This is a genomic window from Microbacterium sp. oral taxon 186 str. F0373 (assembly GCF_000411455.1).
In the GTDB taxonomy this organism is placed as follows: domain Bacteria; phylum Actinomycetota; class Actinomycetes; order Actinomycetales; family Microbacteriaceae; genus Microbacterium.
In genome coordinates, this window is sequence record NZ_KE150460.1 from 1 (window position 1) to 12,241 (window position 12,241).

At 66.8% G+C, this 12,241-nt stretch carries 14 protein-coding genes; 2 read left to right on the forward strand and 12 right to left on the reverse strand.

Annotation, left to right across the window (positions count from 1 at the left end):
* The coding region (locus HMPREF1529_RS15770) for a LysR family transcriptional regulator (protein WP_157533958.1) at window positions 1-601 on the reverse strand (601 nt) is incomplete at its 3' end.
* A 153-nt stretch (window positions 602-754) separates the two neighbouring features.
* Between HMPREF1529_RS15770 and HMPREF1529_RS15150 the strand changes: the two genes are divergently transcribed.
* A complete protein-coding gene (locus HMPREF1529_RS15150; protein WP_005053960.1) occupies window positions 755-1,705 on the forward strand; it encodes an NADP-dependent oxidoreductase in 951 nt (316 codons plus the stop codon).
* 111 nt (window positions 1,706-1,816) lie between these two features.
* Here HMPREF1529_RS15150 and HMPREF1529_RS15155 read toward each other — a convergent pair whose 3' ends face one another.
* Genes HMPREF1529_RS15155 through HMPREF1529_RS15190 form a run of 8 tightly spaced genes read right to left on the reverse strand, consistent with a single transcriptional unit; the run spans window position 1,817 to window position 9,854 of the window.
* A complete protein-coding gene (locus HMPREF1529_RS15155; RefSeq protein ID WP_005053963.1) occupies window positions 1,817-2,563 on the reverse strand; it encodes an HNH endonuclease in 747 nt (248 codons plus the stop codon).
* Between the two features lie 8 nt (window positions 2,564-2,571).
* Complete coding sequence (locus tag HMPREF1529_RS15160) at window positions 2,572-3,561, reverse strand: M23 family metallopeptidase (RefSeq protein ID WP_005053966.1); 990 nt, start codon at window positions 3,559-3,561, stop codon at window positions 2,572-2,574.
* Window positions 3,558-5,000, reverse strand: coding sequence for a hypothetical protein (locus tag HMPREF1529_RS15165; RefSeq protein ID WP_005053968.1), 1,443 nt, complete (start codon window positions 4,998-5,000; stop codon window positions 3,558-3,560). Before HMPREF1529_RS15165 ends, HMPREF1529_RS15160 begins: the two co-directional genes overlap by 4 nt.
* Entirely contained in the window at window positions 4,997-6,667 is a 1,671-nt protein-coding gene (locus tag HMPREF1529_RS15170) for an SCO6880 family protein (protein WP_016465425.1), read from the reverse strand. Before HMPREF1529_RS15170 ends, HMPREF1529_RS15165 begins: the two co-directional genes overlap by 4 nt.
* A complete protein-coding gene (locus HMPREF1529_RS15175) occupies window positions 6,664-7,917 on the reverse strand; it encodes a hypothetical protein (protein ID WP_016465426.1) in 1,254 nt (417 codons plus the stop codon). Before HMPREF1529_RS15175 ends, HMPREF1529_RS15170 begins: the two co-directional genes overlap by 4 nt.
* The gene (locus HMPREF1529_RS15180; protein WP_005053974.1) at window positions 7,917-8,594 is read right to left on the reverse strand and encodes a hypothetical protein; all 678 of its coding nucleotides are present in this window, start codon (window positions 8,592-8,594) and stop codon (window positions 7,917-7,919) included. Before HMPREF1529_RS15180 ends, HMPREF1529_RS15175 begins: the two co-directional genes overlap by 1 nt.
* The gene (locus HMPREF1529_RS15185) at window positions 8,594-8,875 is read right to left on the reverse strand and encodes a hypothetical protein (protein WP_005053976.1); all 282 of its coding nucleotides are present in this window, start codon (window positions 8,873-8,875) and stop codon (window positions 8,594-8,596) included. Before HMPREF1529_RS15185 ends, HMPREF1529_RS15180 begins: the two co-directional genes overlap by 1 nt.
* Window position 8,876: 1 nt before the next feature.
* Window positions 8,877-9,854, reverse strand: coding sequence for a MinD/ParA family ATP-binding protein (locus HMPREF1529_RS15190; RefSeq protein ID WP_232212149.1), 978 nt, complete (start codon window positions 9,852-9,854; stop codon window positions 8,877-8,879).
* A 403-nt stretch (window positions 9,855-10,257) separates the two neighbouring features.
* On the opposite strand from HMPREF1529_RS15190, the gene HMPREF1529_RS15195 reads away from it, so the two are divergent.
* A complete protein-coding gene (locus tag HMPREF1529_RS15195) occupies window positions 10,258-10,560 on the forward strand; it encodes a hypothetical protein (protein ID WP_016465428.1) in 303 nt (100 codons plus the stop codon).
* Window positions 10,561-10,593: 33 nt separating this feature from the next.
* On the opposite strand, the gene HMPREF1529_RS15200 is transcribed toward HMPREF1529_RS15195, so the two are convergent.
* The 3 genes from HMPREF1529_RS15200 to HMPREF1529_RS15210 all read right to left on the reverse strand — a co-directional run.
* Window positions 10,594-10,962 (reverse strand): hypothetical protein, encoded by a 369-nt coding sequence (locus HMPREF1529_RS15200; RefSeq protein ID WP_016465429.1) that lies wholly within the window; start codon window positions 10,960-10,962, stop codon window positions 10,594-10,596.
* The gene (locus HMPREF1529_RS15205) at window positions 10,959-11,732 is read right to left on the reverse strand and encodes a ParA family protein (RefSeq protein WP_036283913.1); all 774 of its coding nucleotides are present in this window, start codon (window positions 11,730-11,732) and stop codon (window positions 10,959-10,961) included. The genes HMPREF1529_RS15200 and HMPREF1529_RS15205 overlap by 4 nt, the downstream gene beginning before the upstream one ends.
* A 90-nt stretch (window positions 11,733-11,822) precedes the next feature.
* On the reverse strand, window positions 11,823-12,241 hold a 419-nt coding region (locus tag HMPREF1529_RS15210), incomplete at its 5' end, for a thermonuclease family protein (RefSeq protein WP_016465431.1).

The window sequence follows — 12,241 nt, forward strand, 5'->3', positions numbered from 1 at the left end:
CCCGCTCGGCTTCGCGATCAAGGCTCTCTACAGGGATGTTGAGCGCGGCAAGTGTGACCGAACCGCTTGAAGCAAGGGGATGGTCGGCAGGCAAGGCCGCGACCCGCGGTTCAGTGAAAATCGTCTCGGTATCAAGGCCTCGACGATCGTATGGGTCGTAGACGAGTGCTGCGTCGACCTCGCCTCGACGAATGAGGTCCGCATGCTCTCCCCACGCGCACAGCTTGACGGCGACAGGTTCGGAGCCGGGCTCGGACGCAGTCGCAGCCAGAACGTCGTCGAGCAGGCCGCCGTCAGCATCCGCCTTCACCGCAAGGAGAACACTCCGCGTCGAAGCCGCAGCGCGGCGAGCACGGCGAGTCGCAGCGTCCAGATCCTCCAAAGCAGGCTTGACGTCCGCCAGAAGAGCGGACCCCGTATCGGTCAGGGTGACCGATCGGGTTGTTCGGCGAAGCAGCACGACGCCGAGTTCGGACTCAAGGGCGCGAACGGCGCGGGACAACGCTGGCGCAGCGATCCCCAGTTCCTCTGCTGCGCGAGCGAAGCTGCGCTGCTGGGCGACGGCAGCGAAGTAGCGCAACGACCGCGACTCGACAGGCACAGCAAGCAGTCTATGACCAGAACGTTTACGCCATTCGTGCCCGGAGTGAACGAATGACTGCCGAACCGGTCCTTCAGTTTTCTCACGAGAGCCGAAAACCTACAGGTGGCGCGCCACTCGCGTCAGCATCGAATCGACACAGAGGAGCAGCACGTGCAGGGAATCGGCATCGAAAACTACGGAGAACGGCCTCACCTCATCGACGTCTCGCTACCCGAGCCGGGCGCGGGCGAGATCGAGGTGGAGTTGTACGCAGCGTCGCGGAATCCTCTCGATGAGGCAGTCGCGGCCGGGTACCTCGCCAGCCTCGGGGAGTTTCGCTTCCCGTTGATTCTCGGCTTTGACGGCGCGGGCGTCGTCCGGCGCCTGGGTAGCGGCGTCACCGATTTCGCCGCGGGTGACCGTGTGTTCGGTCAATTCTGGGGAGTCCCGATGCAATTCGGCACCTTCGCCGAGGCCACACTTGTGCAGGCCCGACCTACCCTCGGAGCGCTCGGCCGCATCCCTGACAGTATTGGCTTTGAGCACGCTGCGGCGTCTCCCACTGCCGCCATGACCGCCGCAGGCTCCCTCGACAGCAGCGGCGCGAAGCCGGGCGACACAGTCCTGATCCTCGGGGCAACCGGCGGCGTCGGCACCTTCGCTGTTCAGGAGGCGAAGGCGCGAGGCATCCGTGTGATTGCACCGGCCCGCCCTGAAGTCAGCGATGCGCTACGCGAACTCGGAGTCGACGAAGTTCTACCCCGCGATGGGGCCCTCGCAGACCAGATTTCCGGCCTCGGCGCAATCGATTTCGCCGCCGTTCTCGACTTCGCCGGCGCCGCGGACAGCGTGGAAGTCGCCGCGGAGAGCGTGCGCGACGGCGGGACAGTCGTCTCGACGGCCTACGGCCTGCCCGACAACCTGCGCTCACAGAACCGAATCGTGGCAATGGACTACGTGCTCGACGAGAAGCCCGCTCGGCTCGAGCAGCTCGCTGATTCGTTGGCCGCCGGTACGGTTCGGCCCGTCATCACTCACGAGATCGGGCTTGAGGACGCCGCCCGAGTAGTCGCACCAGACAACGGCGGACTTCGCGGTAAGACCGTGATCCGCCTTCGATAGCGACCGGCACCCCAGCACCCGGCTCGCAAAGCGCCATCCCCGCTATGACCCTCGGCGTCGGGGCCGCGTAGACATCATTTGGGTCGTCCGCGACCAACGTCCAGCGCGGGGTCAGGCACTGTCGGCGGGCAGGACGCCGAGTTCGATTAGGTGCGCCCGCGTCTGATCGACGCTCAACTCGGCGGCCTTGTTGCAGACTCGACGGTGTGCCCAGCGCAGGTTCGCCGGGCCGTCCAACCACTCCGGCGTGAGCTTGAAATGCACGACGCCAAGCCCAAACGGAACGATGTGCGCTACTTGCAGCGGGTTCTCGCGCGATCCGTCTTCTCCACAGACCGAACACGAGTTGGACGCCGCGATCACCTTTTGGACAAAACGAACTGGCTTACGGCGTAGATACGTCTGATGCTCGGCATCCGTGAGAAAGACGCGTCCATCGAAGCCGAGATTGCCGGGTTTGCCCATCGGGACAGTCGTCGCGTCACCGACGCCGTCTATCGCAGGTTCGATGGGGGATGTCACGTCATTGACACCGGCCATAGATGCGTCAGCTCGGGCGTTCTCCTGGGTGGTGCGATTCGACGAGCGGAATGCGGACAAGTACTCACCCAAAAGCCGGGTGGCCTTGGCGACGTCCGTGAGCTGCGGTGCAGGGCTCCCGTCAGCGTCGACGGGAAGGTAGTGCACGAAGTGGTTTGACCCCGTGAACTCTAGCGATGCGACGAGGTGGGTGGCCAGCGCTCCCCCGTCGTAGGCCATCGGGTCATCCTGCACCGGCTGGATCGAGGCGGTGCGCACCTGGTCGATGTTGACGAGCTGGACCCGTCCGGAGTTGCGGGCGGTGAGGGTGACGAACATTCTTCCTCCTATTGGTGGGGCAGCGGGGCTCCCGCTGCGGCCATGAATGGTTCGGGGTTGATGGGAGTGCCGTTCTTCTCGACCTGGAAGTGCAGGTGACAGCCGAGCGAGTAACCGGTATTGCTCACCTTCCCGATGGGTGTTCCGGGGCTCACGACGTCGCCGGCCTTCACGAGCAGGCCGGCCTCCATGTGGAAGTACCCGGTGACGATCCCGCCGCCGTGGTCGATCCACACCACGTTTCCCCGGAACGGCTGCGGGCCGGCGTAGGTCACCTTGCCGGCACCGGCCGCCCATACCGGCCCCCCACACGTGCCGTCCGCGAGGTCCGTCCCCTTATGGCAGGTCCTCTCGTCCTGGCCGGGTCGATCGACGTCGCACGAGCCGAACGTGTCCGTGACGTGCCCCCGCGCCGGCACGATCCACGCGCCCGACCCGCCGGGGCAGCTCGTGGTGAGTGCTGTGACGATCGCGGTGGCGCTCTTCTCGTAGCGGGCGTAGTGCTGCGGGTCGGCGTTGATCTGCACTGCGTGGATAGCGAGGGTCGGGGCCATGTTCTGCCAGCCGGGGACGGCGAGCAGCCGGCTGTAGAACAAGCCGGCGGAGCGGGCGGGGTCCATCCGTTCCTGCACGCTCCCCCACGAGTCCTGCTGCTGGAACAGCCCAATGCTCGTTGTTCGGGTGCCGTTGGGGTTGGTGACGCCGGAAGTTTCCCAATCGCCGTATGTGATGTTGCGGAGGCCGGATTCGCCCATCGCGGTCATGATCGCGAGAACTTGGCCGTGCTGGTCGACGCCGAGGTCGATGCCGGCGCGGATGATCGCGGCGGCGTTCACGAGCTGGTCGCCCTTGTAGCCGGCGACGTCGGCAGGCAGGGCGTTGGTGTCGCTGAGGCACATGCCGTGCGCGTCGGCGCGCTGCACGGAGCCGAGCACGAACGTCACGCCGAACAGGCCGGCGACGATCGCGACGACGATGCCGGCGACGATCTTTCTCATGCGTCGTCCCGGCGGCGGTCCCCTCGCATCCCCTCGTCGGTGTCGGTCAGCCCGACCTCGATCGACGAACGCACGTGCTCGACGTGTGTCTCAGGGACGGCGCCGTACTTGAAAACGAACTGCCCCGGCGCGAGGTTTTGCAGGACGGTCGCTGTCGACGGGTCGAACCCGAACGTGCGCACAGCCCAGTCGGCATCCTCTTTGCGGTCCTGCCGGAACACGTAGATGCTCTGGGCCTCACTGATGACCGTGCGGCCAGGCGAGTCGAGCGGGATATCCAGGCCCTTGTGGAACACGAACACGTTGTTCAAGCCGACGCCGCGGGAGAGCTTCTGATTCGACTTCAGAAGGTGCGCGGCCGGCCCGTCCACCATGTCCCAGCCCTCCTCGTTGATGCACGTCGTCTGCCAGCCCGGATCGGTGCGCAGACGCCCCAGCATCCACTGGTTGCCGATCGCGCGAACCACGTGCGATGACGGCCCTTCGGTGGGAAGCTGCGAGATGTCGAAGCTGGTGAGCTTGCCGGTGAGGTTCACGTTCTCGCTTGTGTCGCCGTCGAGCATCCCGCCGTACTCGTCGAGCAGCCCTTCCAGAGTGAACCGGACGCCGAGGCCGGCCTGGTGCAGCCGGTCGCGTGCGTGCTCGGTGAGGTCGGAGTAGTCATCGACTCTGCCCAGCAGGGGCAGAAGGTCAGCGAGCGTGGGGGCGCGGCGCCCGTCGTAGGTGGCGAGGGTGCGTTTCAGGGCGGAGCGTGCGGCTTCCTCTTCCCAGTCGTCGATGCGGGCGCCGTCGCGCGCGATGCGCACGATCGCGTGCAGCAGCCGATACGTGCCGGCGTCACCGATCTGAGACACGATCAGCGGATCGAGAAGGTTGAGGCGTGAGCCTGAGCCGTCCGTGGTGAACCGGATGGGTTCACCCTGGCCCCACTCGCGCACCAGCTCGGCGTACTCGCCCTCACCGCCGCGGGCCTTCTTGTCGAAGATGACCGCGCGACGGTAACGGATCACGAGCGGGCGGGTGACGTAGACCGTCTTGACGAAGCTCGACTTTCCGCCACCCACTCCCCCGCACACGATCGAGTTCGGGCTAGAAATCAGCCGCGGCGTCGAGTTGTACGCCGTCACCGGGTCGTGAGTGATGAGGGAGTGCGACAGCATGTCGCGCCCGTTGGCCACCCCGGCGGTGCCGGTCACCGGGCCGATAAGAGCGGTGTTCAGCACCGAGGATTGACGCGTGGTCGAGGGGGCACCCTGAAAGACGGGCGCGTAGTAGCCTCGCTCGGCTTTACGGGTCTTGGCGCGCCGCTGCGGCCCCGGCAGCTCGTACGGCGAGACTTCGCCGGCTTCACTGTCGATCGGCTCGTCAGCGGCGACGTCGACCGTTTCGGCGCTCTTGCGGGCACGCCGGGACCGGCGCGGCGCGGTGGTGTCGCTCATGCGATCGCCTCCTTGTCTCCCCCACCTGCGAGCATCCGCATCACGCGGGCGCCGAACGTGGGTGTGTGCGGGCGGAGGCCGCGGCCGATCGGCCACGTGGTGCCGCTCGCGGCGGGCTGGTAGGAGTCGAGCCATTCCAGCTTCTGAATGCCGACCTCGTTCGCGCACAGCTCGGCCAGCTCACGGCTGGCCATGGCGAGCTGATCGCGGCTGTCGGCGGTGATCGTGATGAAGCCAACCCAGTTCGTGCCGTGGTGGCCGCTGCCTTCGGCCAGGTCGGCGCGGCGACGCTGCGCGGCTGCGACGCGCACGCTGCCCTCGTCGAGAGGGATACGGCCGTTGGCAGTCTCCGAGACTTCGGTAGCCATGTCCGACACGAGGTCGCGACGGGCTGCGTGGCGCGCCTCGACCGCCGGCACGAGCTCGATGTGGAACGTCACCGTACGGATCACGTCGAGCTCACGGCCCACGAGGAGGTCAAGCAACCACAGGGGGCGCCGCTGCGCGACGGTCAGGTTGTCGGCGCGGATCGCGGCCGTGCGGTGCCACCACTGCACGGACTGGCCCGTTTCGGGGTCGATCCCGTCGACGACGTGCGCCGAATACTCGCCGCCCGGTGACCGCTCCCCCACGCTTGTCGGCTCGACGTCGCGCACCAGGTCGAGCGGCCGGGAGGGGTTCTGCATGTGACGGATGACCGCGGCCGTGCCGCGCGCGGTGAGCGGTTCCACCCATCCGTTGCGGCAGTCCAGCAACCCGCGCCGGAACGACTCAATCTCGGAGGCCATGAGCTTGCGCCAGCCGTCGCGGCCGCGGCCGTACTTGCGGGCTTGCTGCACGAACCGGCTGTTGAGAGGCCACCGGCCGACGACGTAGTGTCGTTGCACCATCGCGCCGCGTGACGACTCCAACAGGACTTCCTCGTAGGAGGCTTTCGCCCAATCGGGTGCGGCGGGGTCGATGTTGTTGAGCACCCAGAACTCCTGCAGGGCGGTATCCGCTGGCAGAACACGGGTCACGGGCTGCACGACGCGCAGCAACGACGACGGGGCGGCTTTGCTTGCCAGGAAAGCGCCGAACGCCTCCGCGCCGAGGATGACGTTCTCGGGCGACTCCATGCCGCGCAGCTGACCACTCACCGCGAACGCGACGCTCAGGTAGGGCTCTTCGCCGGCAGGACCGTGCCAGGCGATACCGGGAACGCCGCGGCCAGACTGCAACCAGCCCATCCCGTCGCACCCGTCCGGGTTGGCGCGCATCGCCGCCAGCTCGCGCGCCCACGCGCCGCGAGCTTCCCGATCAGTCTTTTCCTTGCTCTTGCGGGTCTGAGCCAGAGCGGTCGTCAGCAGCGCCGCCCGGTCCGGGTCGTAGGGAATGTACTCGTCGGCGTGGCTCTGCCGTGCCGTGCGGTAGCGACGCTGGCGACGCCGCCGCTCGAGGATGCTGCCGTTGTGCGTGCCGCTACTCACGACGATCAGCACCCCGACCGCCAGCACGGCCGCGACGATCGCAACCCACCCGAAGGAGGGTGTGAACACCATTCCGAGGGCGATGATCGCGACGGTGCCCCATGCTCGGGTCTTGTTCTGAGTGCCGAACAGGCCGCGGTGACTCCCCTCTCCGCCGAGGATGAACACTCCGCGCTCTGGCTGTTGCGTGTCGCTCACAGTGGCCGCTCCTTCCCCTGAACCGGCGGCGGCGTGATGCTCGTGTGCGCTGTCTCGCTCGCCTTGCGGGTGGCGGTAACCGCCCCCTGAGCGGCGACCGTCGCGCCCGCCGTGGCCGCGCCCGCCGCCTTCGTCCCGATACCTGCCGCTTTCGCACCGGTCGACACCGAAGCGCTGCGACCCCGAGCGCTGGCCGTTTCAGCGCCGATCCTCGTAGCCGTCGCGCCGCGCGCGTTCGAGGGGGTAGCGGAGGCCCGGACGGGCTGTGCCGACCGCGCCGCGGGCGTCTTAGCTCCCGGCGTGGAGCGCACCGCTCCCGGCGAGGACGGACCCAGCGGCGTGGTCGGCATCTTCTCGGATGCCGGCGCACCGGCTAGGTGCTTCTTTCCCCACGAGATAAGAACGAACGGGGCGAACACCGCAAGGAAGTTCGCGATCACCGCGATAAGCAGCCCCACAAGGTTCTTGAATCCGTCGTTACCCCACTGGCCTACGGCGTCGATATTCAGCCGGAAAGCGAAGCCGAGCATCAGGAAAAGGATCGGCTGTACAGCGAGCATCCCAACCCATACCTGCACCGCGGCCATGCCGGCGCTGCGGCGACCGCTGTCGACAATCCACACCACCGCAAGCGGGAGCAGCACGCCGGAGAAGTACTGCACGACGAGCTGGAAAACGAAGATCGCCGGGATGATCAGCAGGCCGATCACCATGCACCAGACCATGATCGCGCCGACAGCGGCGCCGCCCGCGATCTTGCTCGGGTCATCGACCGCGAGCTGCGCGAACGTGCTGATCATCTGGTCGATCGTGCCGCCATACGCCCACCCGATGAGGCTCCGGGTCAGGGCGCGTACGAACTCGACGAGCAGCAGACCGATCGCGGGCCCGAAGCTGACGCCGAGAAGGAAACCAGGGAAGTACAGCGCGATCGAGTCGAAAAGCTCCTGCCCGCTCATCTTTCCGCGTGCGGTGCGCACGAACTGGAAGATGAGCAGCACGATCGCGAGCATCAACCCCATCGCGAACGACACCTGATAGGTGCTGATGAACGACGGCAATGTGAGGTCAGGAAGCGTCGAACCCGTGATCGCGGGGATGACGTCACGGCTGAGGCTCGCGACCGCCTCACGCCCGGTCTTGTACATGTTGCCCCACGGGTCAGACCAGAAATTCACCACGCCACCGATGGAGTCGGCAGCTCCCCCGATCCCGTTGATCCAGTCACCGATCACGTCACCAGGACGCATCAGCAGCCTCCTGGGATCGCAACACCCGTCGTCCGGAGGGTGTTCGCATCAGTCACGTCAGTGCCACCAGTGATCACCCAGCCACGCTCGGTCCACTCGACGACATACGAAGGCATGAAGTTCAGGGTCGGGTCGATCGCCCCGCTGATAACGAGCGGGAGCATCAGCGTCAGCTCGACGCGATCAGTCGTGAACGTATTGACCCGGTAGAACCCATTCAGGCTCGTTACGTGCACCTGGGCTTGTTCGAGCTTCGAGAGCGTCTTGACGCTCTCTGCGAAGTTCGACGCGGTGATGACCACACCGTCGAGCCTTGCAATCTCGTCATCGGGAACAACGGGCTTCTGGGTTCCCCATCGGGCAAAGGTGATCGCGAAGGACACGGCGCCTTCGGGTGTGTGGGGTGCTTTCGCTTGTGCGTCGAGGACGGCCTGCGGACTGCGAGAGTCACCACCGAGGCAGCCGTCGACGCCCGCCGCCGCAGGGGGTGCGGACGAGGCCGGCGCCGACGGAGTCGTGGAGGGCTGGGTGCTCTGCCCCGGCTGAGGGCCGGCGTCGTCGCGCGGCCCGTTGGCCAGGCTCAGCCCGACCGCTGCCGCGACGATCACGAGGACCGTCGCGGCAGCGGCGATCCACAGCCAGAGCTGGCGACGCGGAGAAGCGGGCTGAGCGTTCATCAGCGGGCGAAGATCGCGAGGATAGCGCCGACGATCACGGTCAGAGCGGCCAGGCATCCCAGACTGATGCCGGCCGTAATGACCTGCTGCTTGCCTGCGGCCACGGCCTGGGGGTTCGTCTCGCTGTTCTGTCCCATCTTGACCAGGCCCATGATGAGCCAGACGATCACGACGACGATCGCGATGCCCCAAAGCCCGGCCAGGAGCTTTTGCCAGAGCTGCGTGAACTGCGCTCCGAAGATGGTGAAGTCCGGGATGATGCCGTCAAGCGGGTTGTTCATGTCACTGGGCCTTTCGCAGTTCGGTGTTGAGTTGGTCGACGATGCCGGCAGTGAGCCGCGTGATCGCGTCGGTGGTCGCGGGCGCGAGCTGTCCATAGGTCAGCGCGGCTCGCTCCGCAATGTGCCGATCGACCGGCACATGATGGATCGCCTGGATGCCGGACTGTTCGAGCAGCTCGCCCACCACGCGACTAACCTCGGCATCCTCGGGGCGCCCGTCGTGGGTACGCACGACGATCGCTGTCTGCGCCAGGTGCTGCGCGTGGCCTCCCAGCTGGTGAAGGTGACGTAACAGCTGCATCGCACCTTGCAGTGCGTCGAGAGCGTCGAGCACGGGGATCACGAGAACGTCGGTGTGCTCCAACGCTCCATGAAACGCGGACGAGCTGGGCTGGTTGCCAGTGTCCATCACGCGCACCGGGTAGAACTCATCAAGCTTGCGCGTGAGGCGGTGCACGTCGTCCCCGGTCAGTGCGTCGCGATCGCCAACGGTGCCGATGACGGCGGCGTAGCTCGTCTGCTGCGACACGTAGCCGGCCAAGTGACCGGCACCGCGGATCTCCTCGATATCTCTCAACAGCTCGGCGACGCCAACGGGCGCGCGTCCCTCGGCGCGCACAGACAGTGCGCCCGGGTCGTCTGCGACCTCGACGACCACGGCCCCTCCCCCGCGGATGGTTGCGAAGCATCCACCGATCGCGAGCGAGAGGGGAGTCTTGCCGACCCCGCCTTTCGGGTTGGCGACCAGGATGCCGACGCTGCGCTGCCACTGTGAGAGCCGGATCAGCGAGCGAGCACGCCCCAGCTCGGCCGCGCGGGTTTCAGCGGCGCTCGGCTTGATCGTGAGGCCCATGTTGCGGAGCACTCCCCGCCAGCCGTGGCGCGACGTCTCCGCCGCTTCCCGCCTCGTCATCCGAAGGTCGACGTTGGGGACGCCTGCCGGCTTTGGCGGCTCGGCCGCGGTTGTCGGCGCGTCCACGATGGGCGCCGCATTCGCGACCGGCGCGGGCACGTCCGTCGTTGGCGCGTCAGCCGACGAGTCGGTCCGAAACTGCGCAAGGCGCTGCTCGGCGGTGGACTCAGACGCATTATTCGCTGTGTCCCCCTTTTGGGGGACAGCGGGCGGAATGTCGCGAGCCGACACGACGTCGGCTTCTTCGATGTATCCCTGAGCCCGATTGGCGCCCCGGAATGGTTGCGACGTCTCGTAATTTGTCATGCGCACCCCCTGCGTTTTCGTACATGCTAGCCCGCGGGGGTGACATCGAAACCGCACTGTCCACAACACCCGCTTGTCGCCATACTAACGAATAATCCGTTATATCAACAGACGTCGCAGAGAGCTTCCATAGGGTCCGCTGCCCTGCTGGCAGAATGTCGGCATGCCTCGTCGCCCTCCGATCCCCGATCTGACCGGGGCCGCGCTCAACGCGCATCGGGTGGTTCAGAACGAGTCGCGGCTGCTGTGTCTGCGCCACCTTCTGCGCGTCGCCTCGGCATCACGGACCGAGGTCACGCGCGCGACGGGGCTCGCGGTGACGACCACGATGGACGCCCTCAACGAGCTAGAGGAACGCGGCTTCATCCGAGTGGTCGACGGCCGCGACCGCGACCGTCGCTACGCCGCTAACCGCGAGCGGGTCACTACCGAGCTGCTGGCATTCGTGAGCTGGGTGCTCGGCTGAGCGCAGCCAGCTCGAGCGATTGACACGTACGTGTCACTCACCCCAGGTGCGGAGAATCGCTTCCTCGATGAGCGCACGCTTCTTCTTCCCCGTGCGTTGGTACGCCTTGGTGAGCACGTCGTTCACGTCGAGGCTGATCCGTGTTGCGAGCTGCACGGTGGGCTCGACTCCCCCGGACGCTTGCGGCGCTGTGGCCGGCTGTGCGGCCTCGACCGGCTGCGCAACCTCGGGCGGCCGCGTGGCCGCTGCGGGGGCTGCCGCGGGCGCCGAGGCGCCCTTGCCCTCGACTGGTGCCGTGGGAGCGGGAGCGGCGCGGGTTCCGTAGTCGATCGGGTCCACGCCGGCATCTGCGGCGGGGCGGGGACGCGTACGGGGCGGGCGGTCAGCCTGGGGCGCGGTCATCGGATCACCTTTCGCATCACTTCGGTGTACGCATCGCGGATCGGGGCGCCCTTGCGGTAGGCGCCGTACCACTCCCCCGCCATGCGGACCTCGGGAACGATCGCCAGGTGCGGCACGATCGGTTCGATGATCGGCGCCAGCTCGCGCACCTGGTCGATCGCATCTTGCTCGGCGTAGGACAGGAACCCGGTTCCGTCGCGAGTCATCGCCACGCCGGCCTCTTCGATGGTTGCGGCGGCTCCCAGACGCGCCATGCTGCGCCTGAACGTGTCGACGGTGCGCTGGGCACCCGTCACGCCATCCACGCCGGAATCGGACGCCGTAGCGGCGTACAGCACGCGGTCGGCCGCGTGCAGCGCCGAAAGGGTCAGGGGTCCGCCCTGCCGGTTGGCACAGTCGATGACCACGACGTCGGCTTGCAGGTCGACGAGCGACGTCTTTAGGCGCAGCTCCGCGTAGTCGTCACGGTCGCTCTCACGGTTGCTCAGGTCACGCGCGGAGGGGATCACACGTAGCAGCGGGTGCCACGTGCTCTGGACAGCCAGGTCTTCCGCCCACCCGGTCGGCTCTTCCTTAGCGCCGAGAATGGCGCCAACGTGCAGCCCCTCCCCTACAGGTGCGATGCGCGTCCACTTCGTCGACGCGGCGCGGGGGTCGAGGTCGATGAGCACGGTGCGGTGTCCAGCTTCGGCCGCGGTCATCGCCACCGACACCGCCGCGGTCGTCTTGCTGACGCCGCCAGCTTCGCTGTAGACCATCACGGTTTGCATGTTCATAGTGTACGCCTTCTCTCTATCTAGCGTTCTATCTTCCTGTCTAACTCTCTAACTTTCTTTCTAGATAGCTTTCTAGAAAGAAAGTTAGTTAGAAGGGCAGGTTCCCCAGAGTCCGCGGCCGGCGGCTTGTGCCGCTGCTTGTGCGCCGCGGTAGTCGCTCTGTCCGGTGTAGGGCTTGTCGTAGGTGTACTCGGAGCCGACTCCGGCCTGAATCTCCGTCAGGGCGACGTTCACGCCGTCGAGGTAGACGTGGCGCAGCAGTCTGCCGTACTTGTCCGAATCGGCCTGTGAGGGGTCGGGGGAGAGGTCGACAGTTCGCCCATAGGCGAGCTGGTCGAGGTAGTCGCGGGCTTGCTCGGCGTAGCACTCGCTCGATTGTCCGTCGCGTCCTATCTCGGGGGTGTCGATCCCGATGATGCGCACGCGCACGGCGCCGGTCCCGATTTCGACCTTGATCGTGTCGCCGTCGATGACGGCCGCGACACGGCCGCGACACGGCCGCG